The organism is Teichococcus vastitatis (assembly GCF_003604215.1).
Taxonomy (GTDB): domain Bacteria; phylum Pseudomonadota; class Alphaproteobacteria; order Acetobacterales; family Acetobacteraceae; genus Pseudoroseomonas; species Pseudoroseomonas vastitatis.
Map to the genome: position 1 here is coordinate 1 of NZ_QXGS01000042.1, position 21761 is coordinate 21761.

The 21761-nt window shown below is 65.1% G+C and carries 20 protein-coding genes and 1 pseudogene; 10 read left to right on the forward strand and 11 right to left on the reverse strand.

What is annotated here, in order from left to right; all coding sequences use genetic code 11:
* On the reverse strand, positions 1 to 302 hold a 302-nt coding region (locus tag D2K64_RS20515), incomplete at its 3' end, for an IS110 family transposase (protein ID WP_157985995.1).
* Between the two features lie 262 nt (positions 303 to 564).
* Here D2K64_RS20515 and D2K64_RS20520 point away from each other — a divergent pair.
* Positions 565 to 798: pseudogene (locus D2K64_RS20520) on the forward strand (integrase core domain-containing protein); the annotation flags it as partial.
* A gap of 139 nt (positions 799 to 937) precedes the next feature.
* Here D2K64_RS20520 and D2K64_RS20525 read toward each other — a convergent pair.
* The 4 genes from D2K64_RS20525 to D2K64_RS20540 all read right to left on the reverse strand — a co-directional run bounded on the left by D2K64_RS20525 (position 938) and on the right by D2K64_RS20540 (position 4598).
* Positions 938 to 1705 (reverse strand): SDR family NAD(P)-dependent oxidoreductase, encoded by a 768-nt coding sequence (locus D2K64_RS20525; protein ID WP_120010244.1) that lies wholly within the window; start codon positions 1703 to 1705, stop codon positions 938 to 940.
* Positions 1706 to 1728: 23 nt separating this feature from the next.
* On the reverse strand, positions 1729 to 2235 hold the full coding sequence (locus tag D2K64_RS20530; RefSeq protein ID WP_120010245.1) for a TRAP transporter small permease: 507 nt from the start codon (positions 2233 to 2235) through the stop codon (positions 1729 to 1731).
* Positions 2232 to 3530, reverse strand: coding sequence for a TRAP transporter large permease (locus D2K64_RS20535; RefSeq protein WP_120010246.1), 1299 nt, complete (start codon positions 3528 to 3530; stop codon positions 2232 to 2234). The genes D2K64_RS20530 and D2K64_RS20535 overlap by 4 nt, the downstream gene beginning before the upstream one ends.
* Positions 3531 to 3599: 69 nt before the next feature.
* The gene (locus tag D2K64_RS20540; protein WP_274379318.1) at positions 3600 to 4598 is read right to left on the reverse strand and encodes a TRAP transporter substrate-binding protein; all 999 of its coding nucleotides are present in this window, start codon (positions 4596 to 4598) and stop codon (positions 3600 to 3602) included.
* A 526-nt stretch (positions 4599 to 5124) separates the two neighbouring features.
* On the opposite strand from D2K64_RS20540, the gene D2K64_RS20545 reads away from it, so the two are divergent.
* Positions 5125 to 6030 carry a diacylglycerol/lipid kinase family protein gene (locus D2K64_RS20545; RefSeq protein WP_120010248.1) on the forward strand — a complete coding sequence of 302 codons (906 nt, stop codon included), beginning with the start codon at positions 5125 to 5127 and terminating at the stop codon, positions 6028 to 6030.
* A gap of 402 nt (positions 6031 to 6432) precedes the next feature.
* On the opposite strand, the gene D2K64_RS25190 is transcribed toward D2K64_RS20545, so the two are convergent.
* The 3 genes from D2K64_RS25190 to D2K64_RS25675 form a co-directional block, all read right to left on the reverse strand.
* Positions 6433 to 6618: a hypothetical protein gene (locus D2K64_RS25190; protein WP_202910771.1), complete on the reverse strand. Its 186-nt coding sequence runs from the start codon at positions 6616 to 6618 to the stop codon at positions 6433 to 6435.
* Between the two features lie 228 nt (positions 6619 to 6846).
* A complete protein-coding gene (locus D2K64_RS20555) occupies positions 6847 to 7305 on the reverse strand; it encodes an SDR family oxidoreductase (protein WP_238384338.1) in 459 nt (152 codons plus the stop codon).
* Positions 7254 to 7487, reverse strand: a complete 234-nt coding sequence (locus D2K64_RS25675; protein WP_238384339.1) for a Rossmann-fold NAD(P)-binding domain-containing protein — start codon at positions 7485 to 7487, stop codon at positions 7254 to 7256. The genes D2K64_RS20555 and D2K64_RS25675 overlap by 52 nt, the downstream gene beginning before the upstream one ends.
* Positions 7488 to 7955: 468 nt before the next feature.
* Here D2K64_RS25675 and D2K64_RS24650 point away from each other — a divergent pair, with 468 nt between their 5' ends.
* The gene (locus tag D2K64_RS24650; RefSeq protein ID WP_157985997.1) at positions 7956 to 8186 is read left to right on the forward strand and encodes a hypothetical protein; all 231 of its coding nucleotides are present in this window, start codon (positions 7956 to 7958) and stop codon (positions 8184 to 8186) included.
* Between the two features lie 313 nt (positions 8187 to 8499).
* Here the strand turns inward: D2K64_RS24650 and D2K64_RS20565 are convergent, their stop codons facing one another.
* Both D2K64_RS20565 and D2K64_RS24655 read right to left on the reverse strand, forming a co-directional pair.
* Positions 8500 to 8709 (reverse strand): hypothetical protein, encoded by a 210-nt coding sequence (locus D2K64_RS20565; RefSeq protein ID WP_120010250.1) that lies wholly within the window; start codon positions 8707 to 8709, stop codon positions 8500 to 8502.
* A 64-nt stretch (positions 8710 to 8773) separates the two neighbouring features.
* On the reverse strand, positions 8774 to 9163 hold the full coding sequence (locus D2K64_RS24655; RefSeq protein WP_157985998.1) for a DUF202 domain-containing protein: 390 nt from the start codon (positions 9161 to 9163) through the stop codon (positions 8774 to 8776).
* An 853-nt stretch (positions 9164 to 10016) separates the two neighbouring features.
* Between D2K64_RS24655 and asd the strand changes: the two genes are divergently transcribed.
* The 3 genes from asd to istB all read left to right on the forward strand — a co-directional run bounded on the left by asd (position 10017) and on the right by istB (position 13680).
* Positions 10017 to 10895, forward strand: a complete 879-nt coding sequence (gene asd / locus D2K64_RS20570; RefSeq protein ID WP_120010251.1) for an archaetidylserine decarboxylase — start codon at positions 10017 to 10019, stop codon at positions 10893 to 10895.
* Between the two features lie 467 nt (positions 10896 to 11362).
* Entirely contained in the window at positions 11363 to 12874 is a 1512-nt protein-coding gene (istA, locus tag D2K64_RS20575; RefSeq protein WP_456316384.1) for an IS21 family transposase, read from the forward strand.
* Positions 12871 to 13680 carry an IS21-like element helper ATPase IstB gene (istB, locus tag D2K64_RS20580; protein WP_120010253.1) on the forward strand — a complete coding sequence of 270 codons (810 nt, stop codon included), beginning with the start codon at positions 12871 to 12873 and terminating at the stop codon, positions 13678 to 13680. Before istA ends, istB begins: the two co-directional genes overlap by 4 nt.
* 1161 nt (positions 13681 to 14841) lie before the next feature.
* Here istB and D2K64_RS20585 read toward each other — a convergent pair.
* Entirely contained in the window at positions 14842 to 15771 is a 930-nt protein-coding gene (locus D2K64_RS20585; protein ID WP_120010257.1) for a GntR family transcriptional regulator, read from the reverse strand.
* A 149-nt stretch (positions 15772 to 15920) separates the two neighbouring features.
* Between D2K64_RS20585 and D2K64_RS20590 the strand changes: the two genes are divergently transcribed.
* From D2K64_RS20590 to acnA, 4 genes are all read left to right on the forward strand, one after another.
* Positions 15921 to 16907 (forward strand): Bug family tripartite tricarboxylate transporter substrate binding protein, encoded by a 987-nt coding sequence (locus D2K64_RS20590; RefSeq protein ID WP_157985999.1) that lies wholly within the window; start codon positions 15921 to 15923, stop codon positions 16905 to 16907.
* Between the two features lie 38 nt (positions 16908 to 16945).
* A complete protein-coding gene (locus tag D2K64_RS20595) occupies positions 16946 to 17971 on the forward strand; it encodes an Ldh family oxidoreductase (RefSeq protein WP_120010258.1) in 1026 nt (341 codons plus the stop codon).
* 76 nt (positions 17972 to 18047) lie between these two features.
* Positions 18048 to 18830, forward strand: a complete 783-nt coding sequence (locus tag D2K64_RS20600; protein ID WP_120010255.1) for an MBL fold metallo-hydrolase — start codon at positions 18048 to 18050, stop codon at positions 18828 to 18830.
* Complete coding sequence (gene acnA / locus D2K64_RS20605) at positions 18823 to 21474, forward strand: aconitate hydratase AcnA (RefSeq protein ID WP_120010256.1); 2652 nt, start codon at positions 18823 to 18825, stop codon at positions 21472 to 21474. Before D2K64_RS20600 ends, acnA begins: the two co-directional genes overlap by 8 nt.
* Positions 21475 to 21761 lie beyond the last annotated feature (287 nt).

Genomic DNA, 21761 nt, shown 5'->3' on the forward strand with positions numbered 1-21761 from the left:
TAGAGCTTGGCCAGCACCGTCGCATCGATCGTGTCAGTCTTGATCTTGGCCTGCGCGATCAGCCGCACCTGCCGCGGATTGGCGATCACCACGCGCCCGACATATGGCGCGATCACCTCCACGACGGCGGCGGCATTCCCCGTTGCCTCCACCACGACGTGATCGTCGTGGGTCAGCGTGCGAGCGAATGCCTCCAGGTGGTCTCGCGTCATGCCGATCCGCCCGAGCCGAACGACCTTGTTGTCAGCCAGCATCACCACCTCGGCGAATACGCGGTGGATATCCAGTCCCACGACTCTCACCGGCCTGCCTCCTTGCCATCCTGTTCCACATCACGAGAGCTGGCGGGCAACACGGCAACTCCGGATCCGCGCTCGCAGCGCATCCGGGCGAGCCGCAGGGGCGGCCAGATAACGGCTCGGGCTCTCAGCCCATGGTCTATGCGACGGCCTGCCCGCACTTGCGTGCTCCCGGTGCCCCATGTCCCGGATGGCCTCACCATAGGGCTGCTCTGGCCCGGAACAGCAGAATCATCAGGGCACCGCGGCCATCATGCCGGATAAGGGTCAGGTCGAACGGATGAACCGGACCATCAAGGAAGCCACCGTCAAGCGCTTCCACTACGGCTCACACGACCAGCTGCGCACCCACCTCGCAGACTTCCTGGCCGCCTACAACTTCGCCCGGCGCCTGAAGACCTTGCAGGGCCTGACCCCCTACGAAGCCATCTGCAAAGCATGGGCAGATCAGCCACACCGTTTCAAATCAGACCCGCACCATGAAACCTTAGGACTAAACAGCAAGGCCAACCCGACCCTGGCTCAGTGCTCCGCGATGCGGCCTGAAGGACGGCATGCTGTTCTACGATGTCTCACACGAAGAAGAATTCGTCGAAATCTTTGCTGGTCGGAGCGAGACATCAGCAGCATTTTCCCGCTTAAGGTATTCGCGTTCCGCCATCTACCATGATCGTGGCAGCAGTCATGTAAGAGGCTTCATCCGAGGCAAGCCACAGGATCGGATAGGCCACCTCGCGTGCGGTGGCCCAGCGGCGAAGCAAGCAGTTCTCAACCTCCTCCGCCTCAAGCTCCTGTCGTGTCTTGTCCAGGCGCCGAACATGGAATGGAGTCAGGGTGAGCCCTGGGCAGACAGCGTTCACGCGGACACCATGCGAGGCTTCCTCGAATGCGAGGGTCCGCGTCATGGACAGGATTCCAGCCTTGGTCACGTCGTATTGTCCCATTCCGGCGCGGGAATTAAGCGCATGGGTCGAGGAGATGTTGATGATGCTGGCCCGCCCTGTCGCTCTCAACTCCGGCAGTGCCTCGCGGGTCAGGTAGGAGTGGCTCAGCAAATTAACGGCCAGGATCTTCCGCCAAGTTTCACTCGTCACCTCCGCAAGGGGCTCATATGATCGTATGCCTGCATTGTTGACTAGGACATCAAGACGGCCGAACGCTGCCTTTGTGCTGGCGACGATGACGGCAGCCGTCGCCTCCTCACCGACATCCAAGATGAGTGGCAGGAGCTCCGCTCCCGGCACTGCCGCACGGATCTCCGCCTCCACCGCCGTCATCGCTGCCGCATCGCGATCCACCAGCACGACCCGTGCGCCCTCCTCGCAGAAGAGCTGCCCTGTCGCTGCACCGATCCCGCCGGCTCCGCCGGTGACGATCGCCACCTTGTCCTTCAGGCGCCCCACCATTCATCCTTCTCCTATGATGCGCTTCAAGCGACGATCGACCCGCCCTCGGCAAGAGCTGACTTGCCTCTCCAAACCCGCCACAATCCAACCAGGCTGTAGGCGACCATCAGCATGCCTGGACCTGGCAAGGCGGCATACCACCAGGATTTATCCGCGCCGAGGAAGGGCGTCGTCTCTCCGGCGAGGAGCAGAAAATCGAGCCCCCACACGACCAGCACCACCGAGAAGGCAAGCATCAGAAGCTGCTGCGCAAACCCGACCGCTCGCCGCAGCCCAATCGGCAGCACCGCCTCCACCACCGTGACGCGGTAAAGCGCTCCTTCCCGCCAGAGCGCCAGCGCACCGAGCATGGTCAGCCAGATCACCAGCAACTCCACGATCTCATCATAGCCGGAGATCGGTAGCACAGGCACGAAGCGCACAATCACACCGAGCAGGAGCAGGAAGAACAGGCCGAGCAGGCCGCCTATCACACCCCATCGGCACAGCCCGGCGATCCCATGATCGGCCATACGGAGTGCGGCGATCATCGTACCAACCCGTAACCGAGTGCATGCGGCAGCCAGAGCGAAAGTGCGGGCACATAGGTGACGACCATCAGCACCGCGATCAGTGCCACGACATAGGGCCACATCTCCGCAGCGATCTCCCCGATGGGTACCTTACTAACTTCCGATACCACATAGAGGCACAGTCCCACTGGTGGCGTTACCAGTCCGATCATGATGTTCAGCACCATGATGACGCCGAAATGCACCGGATCGACGCCGATCTGCATCATGACCGGCAGCAGAACGGGGAAGGCGATGATGATGATCGCAACCCCCTCGATGAACATGCCGAGCACGAACAGCACGACGTTCACGATCAGCAGCACCACCCAGGGTTCGCGCGACAGGTTGAACAGGTTGGCAATCACCGCGTTGGGGATCTCCTGCTGGATCAGTACCCACGCGAAGGGAGCGGAGGCCGCGATGATGAACATCACCTGCGCGGTCTGCCGCCCGGATTCCCAGAGGATGCTGGGGAGTTCGGCGAAAGACAGCACCCGATAGAAGAATTTTCCGAGCAGGAACGCGTAGCCTGCGGCCACGACCGCCGCTTCGGTCGGCGTGACGATGCCCCCGAAGATGCCGCCGAGGATCAGCGGTGGCATCGCCAGGGCCGGCAGTGCGTCGCCCAGGATGCGCAGCGCGATCCGCACGGGCGGACGCGCCTCGCCCATCGGAAGATTCTGACGCTTCGCCACGATCGCGACAATGACCATCAACGAGATGCCCATCAGGACCCCTGGCACGATACCGGCCAGGAACAACGCGCCCACCGACACATTGGCAAGGCTGCCATAGATGACGAAGGGGATGCTGGGCGGAATCACCGGTCCGATCGTGGAGGAAACCGCGGTCAGCGTAGCGGCGAAGCGGGGCGTGTAGCCGGCCTGCCGCATCGCCTTGATCTCCACCAGGCCCAGTCCCGCCGCATCGGCCACTGCCGAGCCGGACATGCCCGCGAAGAGCATGCTCGCGAGCACATTGACATGGCCGAGTCCGCCGCGGATGCGACCGACAATCATGTGTGCAACGGCGAAGATCCGCTCCGTCATGCCGCCCGTGTTCATCAGGTTCCCCGACAAGATAAAGAAGGGGATGGCCAGTAGCGGGAAGGACGTGGTCCCAGCGTAGATTCGTTGGATCATGATGACGAAGAGATCCGTTCCGGCCGTAATCCACATGATTCCTATCGCGACCAAGCCAAGCGCGACCGCGATGGGAACTCCGAACAGGATGAACACGCAAAGGGCAATCAGAATGGAAGCGATCAGCATGCGGCTCTCCCGCGAAAGGTGGGCCAGCCTCCAGGGCGCGTGGCCCGCGGGCGCCGGGGAACCACAGGATCAGGCAGTGCCGCGCCCGGCTTCAACAAAGCTCGACCAGGTTTTTGACACCTCCTCGCCGAGGGCGCGCCGGAGTTGCTCATAGGCCGGCCCCATCTTGTCGCGGAAAGGCGCCACGTCAGGACGAGTGATGGCGACACCGGTCTTCTGCATCTCGGCCAGGTAGAACTCCTCCTGGTTGCGCACGCCCGCTCGAGCTGCGTTGCCGGCCGCCGTGGCCTCCTCGATGAAGATCTCGCGCTGCTCGTCCTTCAGGCGATTCCAGGAGCGTGGGTTGGCCAAGAACATGATCGGAGCATAGATGTGCCGGGTGAGCGCGATGTGGCTCTGGACCTCGAAGAACTTGGCGGCGTAGGTGGTCCCGATCGGGTTGTCCTGCCCGTCCACGGTCTTGTTGGACAGCGCCAGATAAACCTCCTGGAAAGCGATGGTCTGGATGTTGGCGCCCAGAGCTTCGAAGGCCGCCTTGATTGCAAGCTCCGGCGGCACGCGGAGCTTCAGTCCCTGGACATCGGCCGGGGTGTCCACCGGACGGCGGCTGTTGGACAAGGCACGGAAGCCCCACTCGAAGTTGGCGATCCAGGTGAAGCCGGCCGTGCGAAGTTGTTGCGACAGCCAATCGCGGGCGGTGACGTCCAGCACGCGATGCGCATGCTCATAGCTGTCGAACTGGTAGGGCTGGTTGATCACGGCGATGGTGCGGGACAGCGCCTCGAGGTTAGCGGGATTGCACAAGATCAGGTCGATCGCGCCCAACCGGGTCTGCTGCGCCGCTTCCACCGGTGAACCCAGAGCGTTGCTCGGGAAGATACGGATCCGGACTTCACCGGAGGTTCGATCCTGGATGCGTCGTGCCATCTTCTCGGCTTCGGTGTGCACGGGATGCGTCACCTCGGCAGGATGAGTAAGTCGGAACTCCGTGGCGGCACGGGCTGGAAGAATAGTGAAGTGCGCGATGCCCGTTCCTGCTCCGATATGGAAGAGAGAACGGCGAGACACCCTGGCAAATTTACCCAACGCATCCTCCCCATGGGCTTCTTATGGCCAGCTGGGCAGCGCGCCGTGGCTGTCCCAGCGGGTTGCCGTCCGGATCTTCGTCCGGGTTTCAGGCCATGCTGATGTTTGCGCATCATGAAACAATCCGCAATAGCATCCGAAATGGCTCCGCTTCGGTTCGGCATGGTCCGGCCGGGAGTTTCGCCATCGGTATCCACGCGTTGCGCCACGCTCACCCTGGATTGGGCAGGAAGCGGAGGGGGGCCTCGGTGACAGGACGATCTGCCCAGAGGGAGGATCGCCGGGCTTCATGGAAGATCCGCACAGGCTGCCTTTGGCAGCCAATTGCCGGGAACATCGGGTTGCCGACGAATGCGAGATGGCCGCGTGGCCTTCCGCCTGGATCTCAGATCAGATCCGCAACCTGCTCAGGTGACCGGAACCAACTCCGGCGACGATGTCATCCAATCGTCGCACCATGCCCGGCCCCCATAGCCGAAGCTGAAGTGATTTGAGGAGTGGTTGCGGCATGCGGCGCGTCGCGGTGGTGCTGAACATGGCTTCCGGAGGCCTCCTCGGCCACGCGAATCCGGAGGCCGGACTCGCTACGCAGCTACGAGGCGCCGGTCTGGAGGCGACCATCATACCCGCGAGCGACACCTCCGATCTGAACGGGCGTCTGGACAGGGCGATCGCGATGGCACCGGATGCCGTGATTGTTGGGGGTGGTGACGGCACCATCTGCGCCGCCGCGCAACGGCTGGCAGGCACGCCCATTGCCCTCGGGGTCCTGCCGTTGGGCACCATGAACATGCTGGCCAAGGATCTGCGCCTGCCCATGGAACTGTCGGCGGCCATGGCCGCCCTGGCGTGCGGGCATCTGCGGACGATCGATGTGGCGGAAGTCAACGGGCGGGTGTTTCTCTGCAACGCCGTGTTGGGCCTGCCGACCGCCATTGGCCGCCATCGCGAGCGTTCGCGCGGCGAGGCCGGTTTCCTCAGCCGCTGGCGCTTTCTCGTTGGCGCGTTCCGCACCACGGTGAAGCAGATGCCGATGCGGCTGAACATCGCGACCGACGGAAGCTTGCCAAGGACGATCCATACCCGGGCGCTTGTGGTCGCCAACAATGCCTATTCCGAGGGCTTCGGCGAGGTGTTCACGCGGCGCCGGCTCGATGAAGGAAAGCTGGTGCTGTATGTCGCGCACCATTTTGGCGCCTGGTGGTCGCTGAAGATGATCCTGGCGATGTTCCTGGGTGCATGGCGTGACCGGCCGGAGATCGACGCCTGCTCTGCGACCGAGGTTGTGATCCGCAGCCGACGGCCGCTGCGGGTGATGATGGATGGCGAAGCCTTCCTTCTCACGCCACCCCTACGGTTTCATGTTCGTCCCCAAGCCTTGCAGGTCATCGTGCCGGATGATTGCGATGGCTGAGTACCCATTGATGTGACTTCGCAAGCCCTGATGAGAGGTGGAGACGAATCGGCTGCGCACCGCTCCTCATCCGGTCGTCCGGAGCCCTGCGCTTGAACACGTCAGCCCAACATCTCTCATCGCAGTCGTGCGGATCTCCGGTTACCTGGAAAGCGAACTCGGTTCCACATCGCCGCCCGGTGTGAGCCGTCGATATGCGGCGAGCAGATCGCTGAGATCGGTGTTGCGGTACATCTCGCGGCGGAGGCGATCGGCCACACCGTTGACGATCTCGGCTCCGTGCTGCGAAGGGTCCGTGCACCCGGAAGGAGCGGCGACCGAAGGGATTAGCGACGACGTTCACGATGGCATCGGCCACCGCAGCAGGATCGGCAGCGCTCCGTTCCAACGCGGCCAAGCCTTTCAGGGCCTGATCAGCCACGCCAGGGTAGGGGTCCTCGGTGTATTCGGCCGCGCAGGCAACATCGCGGGCGAGCCGGAATGGGCGAAGTGGTTGGTGCCTTTCGTGAAGGCACCCGACACCAGGATGGTGGTCCCCACGTTCCACCCCGTCAACTCGGCTGCGTAGGAAACGGCCAGCACGTCCATCACCGCCCTGAGTGCTCCGTCGCCCAGGCACCCAACTCGATGACGCGCCCCGTATTCCGGCCCGCCGTCTCGCGCATGAGGGCGTAGACGGTGTGTCCGCCCTCGCGAGGGCCTGTGCGGTCATGAGGCCGAAGCCGGAGGAGGCATTCGTGAGGAGAATAACGGAGTTTGACATGGTTTATCCTTACTGGATCGCACGTGGGATCGGTTCCCTCACGGGGAGGGTGGTCAGGCAATGCCGCCATTCGCACGCAGCGTTTGGCCGTTGACCCAGGCGCCATCCGATCCAGCCAGGAAAGCGACCACCCCCGCGATATCCTCCGGCTCTGCCAAGCGCTCCAGCGGCCCCGCCTTGGCGATTCGATCAATGAGTTCCTGCGGTTTGCCATCGAGGAACAGCTTAGTAGCGGTGGGACCGGGGGCGACCGCGTCGACTGTGATGTGGCGGTCCCGCACCTCCTTGGTCAGCACGGCCGTCATGGCCTCCACTGCCGCCTTGGTCGCGGCATAGGCGCCGTAGGTCGGATGCAGGAGCGTCGTCACGCTGAAGGAGAAGTTCACGATCCGTCCGCCGTTGCGCAGGCGGCGTGCCGCCTCCCGCATGGTGTTGAAGCTGCCCTTGAGGTTGACTGCGATCATCCTGTCAGACAGAGCGTCGTCGCTCTCAGTGATCGTCGCCAGATGCATGGCACGGCCGTGTTGTCGAGGATGTCGGTGCCGCCGAAGGCGGCCTCCGCCTTGTCAAACAACTGCCCCACAGCGATGGCGTCGGCGATGTCGGCCTGCACGGCCGTGGCTTTGCCACCGGACTCGATGATCATGCATACCAAGGCCTTGGCCGCCAGCTCCTGCAGCGCACGACGCGCCATGTTGTCCCAACCCTGGACGGCGAGGCCTACACAAGCGCTGCCTGCAACTGATCGCCGACTTGGATGAGGCGGAAGGCACCTACACTCGCATCGAGCCCCGAGGCCTCCTGCACGTCAACGTCCATGGCACGCTGGTGAGCCATTGGGTTCTGCCGAAGCTTCCCGGTTCCTGACCTATATCCGAGTATCGAGCTGTTCCTCAGGGAAGGTGACCGGTACGTCGACTTGGCTCGCGAAGGGGTCGATTGCGTGCTCCGTGCCGGCAGCCTTCCCGGCAACGGCCTGGTCGTGCGGCGGTTGACGACGCTGCAGTAGGTCACCTGCGTTTCGCCCGCCTACGTCGCGCGCCATGGGCTGCCAGAACAGGTCGACGCGCTGCAGGACCATTACATGGCTGGCTTCCACTCCTCGGCGACCGGCGTAGTGCTGTCTCTCGAGTTCACGGTTGGGTCGGAGATGAGCAGGGTCATGCTGCTGTCACTCCTCACCGTAAGCGGTGGGGAGGTCTATGCAGCGGCCACACACGCGCGGCTGGGATTGATCCAGGCGCCGCGGTACCGGCTGGAGAGATCTCCGCCGCGGATCGCTGCTGACGGTGCTGGACAGCACACCGCCGTCGCGCCTTCTCATTTCCGTGAAGATCCATTCCTGCACGAATGGTCATGGCCTTCCAATGTCCGGCTGCCGGACCCGGGATGAGGCACAGGACAGCACCAGCTGTCCCAAGAGGACGGTGGAGCGGACAAACAGCCCGCCATCCTGCGTGAGGCGCAGCTCTGACAATCATGCCCTACGCCAGGGTGAAGGTGACCGTGGGGGCAGCAGGAGGTTCCGGCCGCGTGCGGCGGGGACACTCAGCAGAGGTTCAGAGGCCCTTCTCTACGTTACCCAGTTGTATCGAACGCTGCATCAAGCACCTGAAGAGCCGCCGCCAGCTGATCACCATTGTCCAGACTGCCTGCAGGTTGTGACAATCGCAGACCAACTGCGGGAAATTTGGTGCCAGCAGACCTCAACGATTGGCAGCCTTGTGGCTGCCTACATTCTCATGCCACTCGACTGGCAGTCCGTCCCAGGTAGCGAGCTGCTTGCCGTTCCACTTCCGGCGGACATAGACGTGGAAGCCGTCAGCCGTTGCCTCCACATAGCCTGACTTGCCATCCGTCAGCCTGAGATGTTGGGCCAAGGCTTCGCCTTGCTCCCGCATGTAGTCGTCGCTCATACTCGTTCCTTTCTCGCGATCTCGGAAGAACTGCTGAGGATACTCGCCTTCTTTGACCTGATCGTCATCCGGAACCAGCCTCAGGAAGAAGTTCGACGCAGGTGGAATAGCCGACTACTCGCCGTCTGTACGACCGAACCAGACCCCAATCAAAGCCCCAAGGTAGACCAACACAGTGCGGTGCCGGAACGCGTTTCACACCGAGTTTTGGCGGCGGCGCACAGCTCCAGACTTCCTGCCAGACGGCTGCCACAAAGCTGAAGGCTTCGAACAACACGAGGGCCGAAAGAATACGCCATTCCGGGAGAACGCCGCCCAGGACCTTCTTGGCACCCAGTCCGGCCGCCAGTGCCTTCAGGCCTGTCTTCACCCAGGCCGCGTAGGTGCGTTCTGTAGGGAGCACCGTGCGGCGGCCTGAGCTGTCCGCTTGACTTGGAGGAATCTGCTGGATCACGAATCCATGACCTTGATCTTCGGCAGACGCCAGATCCTAGTTCATGTTGATATCTTTATGCACTTACCCAAGCGCACCTCATCGTCGCCACGGAGTTCTGTCTGCCCTAGCTTCACCCATCTAGGGCTCCCCATGCCGAAGTAGGAATCAGCGGAACAAAGATCACGCCCTCGGCACTGCCATCTCCGGCCCGGTGAACCGTTGCCATCAGAACAAGTTCCTCCGAAAGCCAAGCCGAGGCCGACCTATCGGGCCAGTGATCGATCATGGGAACAGTGAATTTGCCAGCCGCCCATGCTCGAGCTTGTGGTTCAGACGGAGCTGTGACTCGGCACATGCCTGTATACCGGCTCACGCTCCAACGAGGGTCACCGAGCTTGTCCGGCTGAGGCACGAGTTCGTAAACAAACAGTTCCATGGTAGCTTGGCCATATATGAGGGCTGTCGAGGTAGTAGTGCTTCATGCTGCCAAGCCGACAGACTTAGCAACCTTAGATTGAGGTCTTATTCTCAATTAAACGACAAAATCACAAAATCTTGCCTTATTGTGCTGTATAACCTAGGCAACGGGCAGAAGATCTCGGAGTCGACCACGGCCGAGAGGCGCCCCAGCGGATCGCTTGGCGCGGAGGGCGCCGCGTGCCGCTCTTCCACAGTGAAGAACCCGGGTTGCCTGCCATCATTGCCGCCCCTGCTGGGTCAGATACAGTCAATCAATTCGGCACCGCTAAGCGCGAGGTTCCGAAGGCGTCCAACTGCGCTGCTGGCCTGCAGGCGGAGGTTCCGGTCAGCGGAGCCATTCTCACGGCGGATCGCGGCACTATATGACCGTGTCTTCATTTTGAGTTTTAGCATGTCCGATCGCCTGAGAATTCTGCTTCAACACCTGCTTCCGAAGCAACGGTTGACCACCATCGCCGGCCGCATTGCCGGGGCGGAGGGAGGCTTGATGACGACCCGGCTGATCCGCTGGTTCATAGGCAGGTATGGCGTCGACATGAATGAAGCCGAGAATCCGGACATTTTTAGCTACAGGAGCTTCAATGAATTTTTCACGCGTCCGCTCAGGCTCGGCACGCGTCCGCTCGCGTCGGCCGATTTCGTCTGTCCGGTAGACGGAGCGATCAGCCAATTCGGTGCCATCGACGACCACCATATTCTGCAGGCTAAGGGCCACCGTTTCACCATTACTGAGTTGATCGGCGGTGATGCTGCGCTGGCCGCTCATTTCCGCCATGGCAGCTTCGCCAATCTGTACCTGTCCCCCAAGGATTACCACCGGCTGCACATGCCATGCGATGGCAAGCTCACCCGCATGATCTACGTGCCGGGCACTTTATTCTCGGTGAATCCGGCCACAGCGCGCGGCGTGCCGAACCTGTTCGCGCGCAATGAACGCGTCGTCTGCGTATTCGATTCGCCGGATTGTGGGCCATTCGTGATGGTGCTGGTCGGCGCGACCATCGTTGGTAGCATGGCTACGGTATGGCATGGGGTGGTCAATCCGAAACGCACAAACAAGGTATCTGAATGGAGTTATGCCGACCAGAATATCGTGTTGAAGAAAGGCGAAGAAATGGGGCGTTTTCTTCTCGGCTCAACAATCGTCATGCTGTTCAAGAAAGAGGCGGTGATCTTCAACGAAGAATGGACTCCGGAACGGAGAGTGCGCCTCGGCGAGTTCATGGGCAACCGTCTAGGATCAGGACCCATAAAGATGGTTGCGCGGTAGAGCACTGGGCGATTCACCTCGGCCTGCAGTTAGGAGCGGGTGAAGAATGAGCGGCGAGTTCTGGCTGGCGGATCGGCCGTGACAGCGTTTGGCACCGCTCCTGCCGAACAAGCCGCGTAGCATGCCTCGCGCCGGCGATCGGCGGGGGATCAGCGGCATCGTTCATGTGCTGCGACCAAGTAGAACGCTGGATTGATGCGCCCGCCAGCTACGGCTCGCGCAAGACGCTGTATCATCGGCTTGTGCGACGGGCTGGCAAAGGCGTCTGGGCGAGGCTGCTGCGCGACAATCAGGATGAGAACGGTCCGGCGATCATGATGAGAGACGCCGCTGTGGTCCTGTAGGTCGGGCGTAGCCCGGCCGGAGGGATCACAGCGGCGAGGCGGGACCCCTGACGTGGTCTCACTGTCTGGCGGTTACGGCCGGTCGGCACCGGAATGGCGTCCTTCTCCCGAGGGAGCCGCATGGTGCCCGGCCGCCACGTCACTGACCGTCAGATGAGGCTCTACATGAAATTCCGCCGGACAGACCCGGTGCCGATCGCCGCCGCCAGGGCCGGGTTCAGCGCCGCAACGGCCTATCGGATTGAGCGGGATCCGCGCCCGCAGTCGCAGAAAGACATGCCACGGCGACGCCGACGACCCGATCCGCTGGCGGCAGTCTGGGAGAGCGAGATCGTTCCCCTGCTGCGATCCGCCCCGGGCCTGCGACCAATCGCTGTCTCCGAGGAGGTGCTGCGGCGCCATCCGGAGCTTGGCGCCGGCATCCGCCGCACCCTGGAGCGACGGATCCGCAATTGGCGGGCGCTGCATGGCCCCGAGCAGGACGTCATCTTCCGCCAGATCCATCAGCCAGGGCGGCTGGGCCTGTCGGACTTCACCGACATGGGCGAACTGGCCGTCAGCATCGCCGGCGCACCTCTCGAGCACCGGCTCTATCACTTCCGGCTAGCTTATTCGGGCTTCGAGCATGCGCATGTGGTGCTGGGCGGCGAAAGCTACGTCGCCTTGGCTGAGGGGCTGCAGGACGCCCTTTGGGCGCTCGACGGCGCACCGCATGAGCATCGCAGTGACAGCCTCTCGGCCGCCTTCCGCAATCTCGACCGCAACGCGCGGGACGACCTGACCCGCCGCTACGAGGCGCTGTGCGCCCACTATGGCATGGAGCCGAGCCGCAACAATCCCGGCCTGGCCCATGAGAATGGCAGCATCGAGGGCGCGCACGGGCATCTCAAGGCAGCGATTGCCGATGCCCTGCTGCTGCGCGGCTCGCGTGACTTCGCGGACCTGGCGACCTACCGCGGTTTCGTGGACGAGGTGGTCGGCCGCCGCAACGCCCGAGTGGCACCGCGGATCGACATCGAGCGCGCCGCGCTGCGGTCTCTCCCGCCACGCCGGACCGCCGACCACGAGGAGGCGATCGTCAGTGTGACCTCCTCCAGCGGCTTCGTGCTGCGCAAGGTGTTCTACAGCGTGCCCTCGCGCCTGATCGGTCACCGCCTGCGGGTTCGCCTCTACGATGACCGCCTCGAGGTCTATCTCGGCAGCTCGCACCAGCTGACGCTGTCCCGAGGCCGCCGGAAACCCGACGGCCGGCACGGCCATGTGGTCGACTACCGCCACGTCATCCACGCGCTGCGGCGCAAGCCGATGGCCCTCCTGGGCCTGGTCTACCGCGACAGCCTGTTTCCGCGGCCGGCCTATGCCCGCACCTTCGAGGCCATGCTCGCCCGCCAGCCGGCCCGTCAGGCCTGCCGCACCACAGTCGAGATCCTCGCCCTGGCCCATGAGCGGGCCTGCGAGGCCGAGTTGGCCAGTGCGCTCGAGGCCCTCCTGGAGGCAGGGCGCCTCCCCGATATGGCCGAGCTGCGGGCTCGCTTTATGCCCGATATCACCACCCTGCCGGGCGTGGTCGTCGCCCATCCCGCCCTCGGCACCTACGACGACATCGTCACCATCCACCGGGGAGATGTCGCATGACCGCCGCCGACCCGATCGATGCCGGCCGTCTGTCGCTGGCCCTCAACGACCTCCGGCTGCCGGCCATGAAGCTGATCTGGCCCGACTTCGCCGCGCGCGCCGACAAGGAGGGATGGCCCGCCGCCCGTTTCCTCGCCGCCTTGACCGAGCATGAACTGGCCGAGCGCGCCAACCGGCGCATCCAGCGCCACCTGCAGGAAGCCTATCTGCCGCCGGGCAAGACGCTTGAAAACTTCGATTTCGGGGCCGTCCCGATGATCAGCAAGGCGCAGGTCATGGCTCTCGCCGCGGGCGACAGCTGGCTGGACAGGGGCGCCAACCTGCTGGCTTTCGGCCCACCAGGTACTGGCAAGTCGCACCTCGCAGCCGCGCTCGGCCTCGCCCTGATCGAGAATGGCTGGCGCGTGCTGTTCACCCGCACCACCGACCTGGTGCAGAGGCTTCAGGCCGCCCGGCGCGATCTGCAGCTCGAAGCTGCCATCGCCAAGCTGGACAAGTACCACCTGCTGATCCTCGACGACATCGCCTACGTCACTAAGGATCAGTCAGAAACCAGCGTCATCTTTGAACTCATCGCCACCCGCTACGAGCGCCGGTCGCTGTTCATCACCTCAAATCAGCCCTTCGGAGAATGGCACCGGATCTTCCCGGACCAGGTCATGGCCCTCGCCGCCGTTGACCGCCTCGTCCACCACGCCACGATCTTCGAGATGAACGTTGAAAGCTACCGAAGGCGCACCGCTGTCGAGCGGAAACGCGGGCCAGGCAGGCCACCGACGCGCGCGACAATCAACACCTCATCCTGATTGCCGCGCACCTTCCGAAACTCCTTGCCTCCGTGCCGCGCCGCGACAATCATCCACCCGCCGTAGCTTCAGACTCTCACCCTGATTGCCGCGCTGCTCGCACCCAGATTGTCGCGCCATACGAGGCTCTTCCAGGCCCTGGTCGCGGCAGGCGGGCCGCCTGCCAAGCTACTGCTCGGCAGCACTCCCGTGAGGGCCCATCGCTGTGCCACCGGCGGCAAAGGGGGCAGAAGATCCAGGCGCCCGGCATCAGCCACGGCGGCCGCACCACCAGAAGCCAAGCCCTGAGTGAGGACCGGAGGTGCGCCCGCTCGCCTGCGTCCTGACACCCGGACAGGCGGCTGACTGCCGCGCTGCTGACGGGCTGTTGCGGAACTTGCCATCCGCTAGCCTGGTCATGGGCGACCATGTCTGCGAAACCCATGCCATCCGTCAGCAGATCCAGAAGCAGGGCGCCGTGCCGAACATTCCGCCGAAGCGGAGCAGGCTCTGGAAGTGCTGTTCCAGCCCGTTCCCCTGCCGTGGCTCCATCTCGCCGCCATCGCCGGCTATCGGTTATGAGTCCCGGCCGTAGCGCGCTACCAAAGTCGTCGCCGATGCTTCGTACCCGAGCATCCCTGAATATCGTTCTTGAGGAGGCGCCTGCAGCGCTGGTGAGAGCAAGGTATCCTATCGATGGCACCTCTCGTAGGGAGGCATGGCTGCCATCGACCCGCCTCAGCCCAGATTGCCGCTCGCGGTAGAGATTAATAAACTTGCTACACCCTGCGGCCGCCATGCCGAAGCCTGGGGCCGGCCTCGATCTGCTCAACGCTCGCTTCGCGGCCGTGCCCATGCCGTAGCTCGGCGCGCGGCGAGGAAGATGCCGCGAGCACGAACATGCTGAGTGGTGAGTAGTAAAGGGGTGGGTAGTAGGGCAGATAGGACTACTTGGGTGAAGCGCTCTGAGGGGAGCGGCGGCGTTCCCACCAGTCTCCCGTTGGAGGGCATCAAGAAGTCAGGCATGGGGAAAGAGATGGGGAACCGGCCTGCATCCTCTTCATCGCCACAGTAATGCTTCAATGCAGTCCCCGACCAGCCACGCGGCGATCTGCCAAAGAGAAGAAAACAAAGATGTGGCTGAGGACCAGATGCTCGGCTCGTAGCCTACGTCCTCACCTGTCAGCGTGGTTCCGCCGGCGAGGAGGCTGTGGTTTCCAGGAGGGGGCGTGAAGCAGAGAGCTTCTGCATCACTTCGTTCAGATGTGCCCGCATGGCCACCGATGCCTCTTCCTGGCGCCCGGCTTCCAGCAGGTCCAGTATCGCCAGATGCTCCCGCGCCTGGCGGTAGAAGCGCTGGCGATCAACCAAGGAGCGGTAAACCAAGAGGCGACGTACCCGGTTCACTCGTTGCAGCGCCTCAAGCATGAAGGGATTGCCTGCAGCGCCGACAATGGCCTCGTGGTAGCGGACCCCGCGCTCGTAGAGCGCGTCTGTGGAGGCTGTCTCGATACCACCTGATAGCATGTTCTCCTCCACCACGCGGCACTGCGCCGCCACGGAGGGTTCCAGCCGGAAGCTAGGCTCCAGCAGGCTGGCGGGCTCGATCGCCAGGCGAAGTCGATAAGTCTGCTCCAGGGCGTCCGGCGTGGTGAGAACGGAGGAGAAGCGCCAGCCATAGCCGGCGCGGCGTTCCGCCCAGCCTTCCGCTGCGATGCGGTCCAGAAGTTGGCTGAGCTGCCCGCGTGTCACGCCATAGCGCTCGCGCAGCGCGGCTTCCGACATGGTGTCCGGCAGCCGGCCCGCCACGCGATCCTCGGCGATCGCGAAATAGATGGCGGCTAGCCCTTCCGGCTGGCGGTGGCCCGCCAGCATGAGGGCCGGCTGCCGCCCTTCTCTGGCCACGAAGAAGCCGCGGCGCGGCGCCGGCGTGACGACGCCGTGATCCGCCAGCACGCGCAGGGCCTGCCCGATGGGAAAGCGGGACACGCCGAAGCGGTCGGCCAGGCGTTGGGCGGACAGATGCGCCCCGGCGGACAGGGCGCCGGCGCTGACATCCTCGGCCAAGGCCTGAACGATCTGCGAGACGGTGCTGGTGGGTGTCTCGGCCATGCGGCGGGCGATCTCCGGTTTCGCGGTCTCGGTTAGGCACATGGAGGCCGGCCTGCAATACGACCAGGCGGCAGGCGCGATTTAGGATTGCATTTTATATCTTGAACATGCAATTCGGGATAAAACACCATCCTCGAGGAAGCGCCATCATGATCTCACGCCGCCATCTGGCAGTCAGCGCCGCCTTCGCTCTCGCCGGCGGCCAAGCAAGGGCCCAGGATCCGGGCGGATATCCCGACCGTCCGGTGAAAGCGATCGTCGGCTATCCACCCGGCGGCGGCGTGGACATCGTGGCGCGCCTGCTCGGCGAGCCCATGCGGGCCAAGCTGGGGCAGCCGGTGATCGTGGAGAACCGCCCGGGGGCGAGCGCGATGATCGGCGCGCAGGCCGTCGCGAAGGCGGCCCCGGATGGCTACACGATCCTCTTCGCCGCAGCTGGCGAGGTCGCGGTCAACCCGTCCCTCTACAGCGACCGAATCACCTATGACGCCGCCAGGGAACTGACGCCGGTCGCCCTATGCGGCACGGTGCCCTGTGTCGTCGTGGTGCCGACTTCACTGCCCATCCGGACACCGGCGGAACTCATCACCTATGCCCGCGCGAAGAAGGGGGAGCTGTCCTTCTCCTCCTCCGGCATCGGCAATCCGCAGCACCTGGCGGGCGAGTTGATGAACCATATGGCCGGCACGGATGTGCTGCACGTGCCCTATCGCGGCTCCGCGCCCGCCGTGACGGACGTGGCCAGCGGTCGCGTGACCATGAGCTTCAGCAGCCTCGGCGCCGCGCTGCCGTTGATCGAGAGCGGCAAGATTCGTGCGGTGGCCGTCACCTCCCGCGACCGCATGCCGCAGCTGCCGGAGGTGGCGCCGCTGCGGGACGCGCCGGGGTTGGAGAATTACGAACTGATCAACTGGTTCGGCGTTTTCGCCCCTGGCGGCACGCCGGCCCCGGTGCTCGACCGGCTGGCGGGCGCGGCGGATTCCGCGCTGGCGGATCCCGCCCTGGCGGCGAAGCTGATGGAGCAGGGCATCATCCCGCGCCGCCTGGCGCCGGAAGCCTTCCGCGGTTTCGTGCGTGAGGAAACGGATAAATTCGCCGCCATCATCCGCGATGCCCGGATCACCCCGGAGGGCTGAGCATGCCGCTCCACCCTGAACAGAATCACAAGGCGAGCATGACCGAGATTACCATTCCCGAAAGCGACCTCCTGGACCTCGCCACGCGCGCCCTGCATCGCGGCGGCATGCGGGAGGAGGATGCGGCGCAGACAGCCAGGGTGCTGGTGCTGGCGGACATGTTCGGCGTCCGCACGCATGGCGTCAGCCGGGTGGCGCAGTATCTGGGGCGCGTGCGCGTCGGCGGCATCGACGCGCGGGCCGAGGTGCAGGTGGCCCGGATGGCGCCCGGCCTGTCGATGGTGGACGGGCGCAACGGCATCGGGCCGCTGGTCGGCATGCGGGCGCTGGAGGCAGCGGTGCAATCGGCGCGCGAGGTCGGCATCGGCGCCGCCTTCGCCAGCGGCAGCAACCATTTCGGCCCGATCCTGCCCTACAGCTTCCTTGCGGCCGAGCAAGGCTTTGCCAGCATCATCGCCAGCAACGCGACCACCACCATCGCGCCCTGGGGCGGCAAGGACACGCGAGTGGGCAACAATCCGATGGGCATCGGCATGCCCAATCCGGGCGGCGACCCGATCCTGCTTGACATCGCATTGTCCGTGGCGGCGCGGGCCAAGATACGGAAGCTGCTGCAACAGGGCCAGCCCCTGCCGGAAGGCTGGGCCGCGGATGCCGATGGCAAGCCGACCACCGATGCGAAGAAGGGGCTGGAAGGCTTCCTGCTGCCGATGGGCGGGCACAAGGGCTACGGGCTGGCCGTCATGGTGGACCTGCTGGCGGGCCTGCTGTCCGGCGCCGCCTACCTGACCCATGTGCAAGCCTGGGACAAGAACCCCGAGGCCGCGCAGAACCTCGGCCATGTCTTCATTCTGATCGACACGACGAAGCTTCATTCCGCCGAATGGATGCGGGAGCGCATGGCGGATTTCGGCGCCATCCTGCGCAGCACGCCGGCCGCCGACCCCGCCCGACCGGTGATGGCGCCCGGCGACCGGGAAATGGCGCTCTACGCCAGGTCCAGGCGAGAGGGCGTCACGGTCGCCACGGCCGATCTGGAGGCGATGCAGGCCCCCGCCGGCTGACCGAGATCGTGGCGGGATACCAGCGTCGGCCTCCATCCAGGCGGCCGGCGCCATCATCATGAGGAAAGGCAGTGCGATGTCCTGGACGGTCGAGATCCTGCTGCAGGGCTACCCCGGCAAATCCAAGTACCATGGCGGCCTCGGCTGGAGCACGGTTGCCCTGGCGCGCGGGCCGGAGGGGCGGATCGCCCTGCTCGATACCGGCGGCTTCGGGGCGCGGCGCCGCCTGCTGGCGCAGCTCCAGGCGGCCGGCGTGGCGCCGGAGGCGGTGACGGACCTCCTGCTGACCCACCTGCATTACGATCATTGCCTGAACTGGCCCATGTTCCCCAAGGCCGCCATCCATGCCGGCGATGCCGAGCTGGAGATGGCGCTCTGCCTGTCGGACGGTGACCCGCTCTATCCCGAGTTCACGGTGCGGGCACTGGCCCGGCATCCCCGCCTGCGGCGTCTGCGGGATGGCGAGACGGGCCTGCCGGGCGTCACCTGCTTCACCGCGCCCGGTCACACGCTGCATCACCTTGTCTTCGTGCTCGATGGCGTCCGACGCACCATCTTCTCGGCCGACGTGGCCAAGAACCGCGCGGAGCTGGCTAGCGGCCGCGCCGACATGACGCTGGATGCCGGCGCCCATGCGGCATCCATCGCCCGGTTGAACGCCCTCTGGCGCGAAGTGCCGGGAACCGTGCTGATGCCGGGCCACGACCTGGCCCTGACCCTGGACGCGGCGGGCGGGATGGTGCCGCATGGCCAGCGCGCCTGTGCCATCGAGGCATGGTTCACCCAGCAGATCGAGGACGTCACCCGCTTCGACCTGACCGAACAGGGATGGGCCGGGAGCCGGATACATCATGGCTGACGGCCTGCGGCACGAGGCGGAGCCGGTGCTGACGCGCTGGCTGGAAGGTCCCTTCGGCCGGTTGCGCTGCATCGATCTTCCCGCCGCGGCGGGAGGGCAGGGCATGCTGGCGCGGATGCCCTGGTGCCACCGTGTCCTGCTGGAGAACGTCATGCGCCAGCCGGACGCCGCACAGCGCGCGGCCGGGCGCGCGGCCCTGCTGGAATGGCTGGAGACCGGGCGGTCGGAAGCGGAGATCCCCTTCGCGCCAGCCCGCATCCTGATGCACGACACCACCTGCGGGCCGGCGCTGGTGGATATCGCCGCCATGCGGGACGTGCTGGCGGGGGCAGGCGGCGATCCCGCGCGCCTCAACCCGGCAGTGCCGGTCGCCACCTCCACCGACCATTCGCTGCCCGTCGATGTTTCGGCGCGGCCGGATGCCGTGCAGGCCAACATGGCGAACGAGATGGCGCGCAATGCCGAGCGCTACCGCTTCATGAAATGGGCCGCGGGCACGGTCAGCGGCTTCCGCGTTTTTCCGCCCGGCACCGGCATCATGCACACCATCAACCTGGAGCGGCTGGCCACCGTGGTCGCGACCGAGATCCGCGACGGCAAGGCCTGGGCGGTGCCTGACACGCTGGTGGGCACGGACAGCCATACGCCCATGGTGAACGGCATCGGCGTCCTGGGCTGGGGCGTGGGCGGTATCGAGGCGGAGGGCGTGATGTTCGACGTGCCCGTCTCGCTGCGGGTGCCGGAAGTGGTCGGCGTGCGGCTGGACGGCGCGCTGCCGGACGGCAGCCTGGCCACCGACCTGGCGCTGACCGTGACGCAGATGCTGCGCGCGGCCGGTGTCTCCGGCGAATTCGTGGAGTTCTTTGGCCCCGGTGTCGGGCAGTTGACGGCCGGGCAGCGTGCCGTCGTGTCCAACATGGCACCCGAGTACGGCGCCACCACCGGCATTTTTCCGATCGACGACAGGACGCTGCGCTACCTGCGGGAAACCGGGAGAGAAGCGGCGCAGGTGGCGCTGGTGGAAGAATATGCGCGGGCCCAGGGACTGTGGCATGAGCCATCCCAGGCGCCGCGCTACACGCGCGTGCTGGCACTGGACCTTTCCTCGGTCCAGCCCTCTCTGGCCGGCCCGCACCGCCCGCAGGATCGGCTGGCTCCCCCAGAGGTGCGATCGGCGCTGCAGGCCGCCGGCATCCAGTGCGGTGCCCCGGGAAAGGGCGGGATACCGCCGGATGCCGTGGCGATCGCCGCCGTGACGTCCTGCACCAACACCACTGACCTGGACCTGCTGGTCGCCGCGGGGCTGGTCGCGCGGAAGGCCCGTGCCATGGACCTTCAGGTGCCTGGCTGGGTGAAGACCTCCCTGACGCCCGGCTCGCCCAGTGCGGAGCGGCGACTGCGGCGGGCAGGGCTGTTGCGGGACCTCGAAGCCATGGGCTTCGGCATCGCGGGCTATGGCTGCGCCACTTGCATCGGCAATTCCGGCCCGCTGCTGCCGGCCGTGGCGGAGGCCGTGCGGCAGGAAGGGCTGCGGCCCGTCGCGGTACTTTCGGGCAACCGCAACTTTCCCGGCCGCGTGCATGCGCAGATCGATGCCGCGCTGCTCGCCTCTCCGCCCTTGGTGGTGGCCTACGCCATCGCCGGACGGGCCGCGCTGGATATCAGCCGGGATGTGCTGGGGTTCACGTCTGGGGGGCTTCCGGTTCGCCTCGCCGATCTCTGGCCATCGGCGGCAGAGATCGAAACGGTGAGGGCCGCCGCCAGTGATCCGGCCGACATTGCCGCGGCCGGGGCGGAGGCAGATCATTCTGCCGTCTGGGCCGCGCTGGAGGCGCCTGATGCCGCCCTGTTCCCATGGGATGCCGCCTCCACCTATCTGCGCCCCCCGCCCTTCGTGAACGTCGGTCCGGACAGCCGGACCGACGGGCCTCTGCTGGCCCATCCCCTGCTGGTGCTGGGCGATGACATCACCACCGATCACATCTCCCCTGCAGGGGCGATCCAGGCCCGGAGCGACGCCGCCTCCTGGCTGATCGAGCGGGGCGAGAACCCGGGTGACCTGAATGTCTACGCCTCCCGGCGCGGCAATTGGGAGGTGATGCTACGCGGCCTGTTCACCAACAAATCCGTGGTGAACCACTTGGCGCCGGGCCTTGTCGCCGGCCAGTCGGTCTTCGCGCCCACGGGAGAGGTCCTGCCGGCATGGCGCGCCGCCGCGCGCTACGCGGAGGTCGGGCTGCCCGTGGTGATCCTGGCGGGCGAGCGATACGGCACCGGCTCGTCGCGCGACTGGGCGGCCAAGGGTGCCCAGTTGCTGGGCGTACGGGCGGTTCTGGCGAACAGCTTCGAGCGCATTCACCGCTCCAATCTGGTGGGAATGGGCGTGGTGCCGTTGCGTCTGCCGGATGGATGGCGGTTCGACAACCTCGGCCTGGAAGCCGGCGATCTCATTGAGATCGCGCTGCAGGCGGCGATCCTGAAGCCCCGGGCCCCTGTGCCAGTGGTTTTGCGGCGGCGGGACGGCCGTGTTTTGCGCGGCACTTCTACCGCTCTGCTGGATACCGCACGTGAACTGGGACTGATCCAGGCAGGCGGCATGATCCCGACCATCCTGCGCCGTGCGCTGGCGGCTATGGAGCCGTGATCTTTGGCCGACAAGATCAGCCTTCATCAACAGAGTGCCCCGCGGCCAGCTTCGGTTGGGCTGAGCCGGAAGCTGCCGGTCCGCTCATCGGATTAGGCCAAAAGAAGCGGGCCTGCGACGGCCAGGCTGGGCCAGAGGCGCTTATCAGTTCCTGGCGAACGAGCAGGCGATGGTACCGACGTCCCGTGTGGCCATTCCGCACTGATGCATTCTAGCAGTCTGTCGGATTTCCCTCCGGTCTGAAATCCGCGAATCTGATGGGCATGACGCAGTTTATCCCCTTCAGC

Bases quoted from the DNA above. Each gene is read 5' to 3' on its own strand.
- D2K64_RS20585 (WP_120010257.1), bottom strand. From the start codon at position 15,771: ATGGCCGAGACACCCACCAGCACCGTCTCGCAGATCGTTCAGGCCTTG.
- D2K64_RS24650 (WP_157985997.1), top strand. From the start codon at position 7,956: ATGCTGCTGTCACTCCTCACCGTAAGCGGTGGGGAGGTCTATGCAGCG.
- D2K64_RS20545 (WP_120010248.1), top strand. From the start codon at position 5,125: ATGCGGCGCGTCGCGGTGGTGCTGAACATGGCTTCCGGAGGCCTCCTC.
- D2K64_RS20555 (WP_238384338.1), bottom strand. From the start codon at position 7,305: ATGCATCTGGCGACGATCACTGAGAGCGACGACGCTCTGTCTGACAGG.
- D2K64_RS20595 (WP_120010258.1), top strand. From the start codon at position 16,946: ATGACCGAGATTACCATTCCCGAAAGCGACCTCCTGGACCTCGCCACG.
- D2K64_RS20535 (WP_120010246.1), bottom strand. From the start codon at position 3,530: ATGCTGATCGCTTCCATTCTGATTGCCCTTTGCGTGTTCATCCTGTTC.
- acnA (WP_120010256.1), top strand. From the start codon at position 18,823: ATGGCTGACGGCCTGCGGCACGAGGCGGAGCCGGTGCTGACGCGCTGG.
- istB (WP_120010253.1), top strand. From the start codon at position 12,871: ATGACCGCCGCCGACCCGATCGATGCCGGCCGTCTGTCGCTGGCCCTC.
- D2K64_RS20525 (WP_120010244.1), bottom strand. From the start codon at position 1,705: ATGGTGGGGCGCCTGAAGGACAAGGTGGCGATCGTCACCGGCGGAGCC.
- D2K64_RS20600 (WP_120010255.1), top strand. From the start codon at position 18,048: ATGTCCTGGACGGTCGAGATCCTGCTGCAGGGCTACCCCGGCAAATCC.
- asd (WP_120010251.1), top strand. From the start codon at position 10,017: ATGTCCGATCGCCTGAGAATTCTGCTTCAACACCTGCTTCCGAAGCAA.
- D2K64_RS20590 (WP_157985999.1), top strand. From the start codon at position 15,921: ATGATCTCACGCCGCCATCTGGCAGTCAGCGCCGCCTTCGCTCTCGCC.
- D2K64_RS20565 (WP_120010250.1), bottom strand. From the start codon at position 8,709: ATGAGCGACGACTACATGCGGGAGCAAGGCGAAGCCTTGGCCCAACAT.
- D2K64_RS20530 (WP_120010245.1), bottom strand. From the start codon at position 2,235: ATGATCGCCGCACTCCGTATGGCCGATCATGGGATCGCCGGGCTGTGC.
- D2K64_RS25190 (WP_202910771.1), bottom strand. From the start codon at position 6,618: ATGGACGTGCTGGCCGTTTCCTACGCAGCCGAGTTGACGGGGTGGAAC.
- D2K64_RS25675 (WP_238384339.1), bottom strand. From the start codon at position 7,487: ATGGCGCGTCGTGCGCTGCAGGAGCTGGCGGCCAAGGCCTTGGTATGC.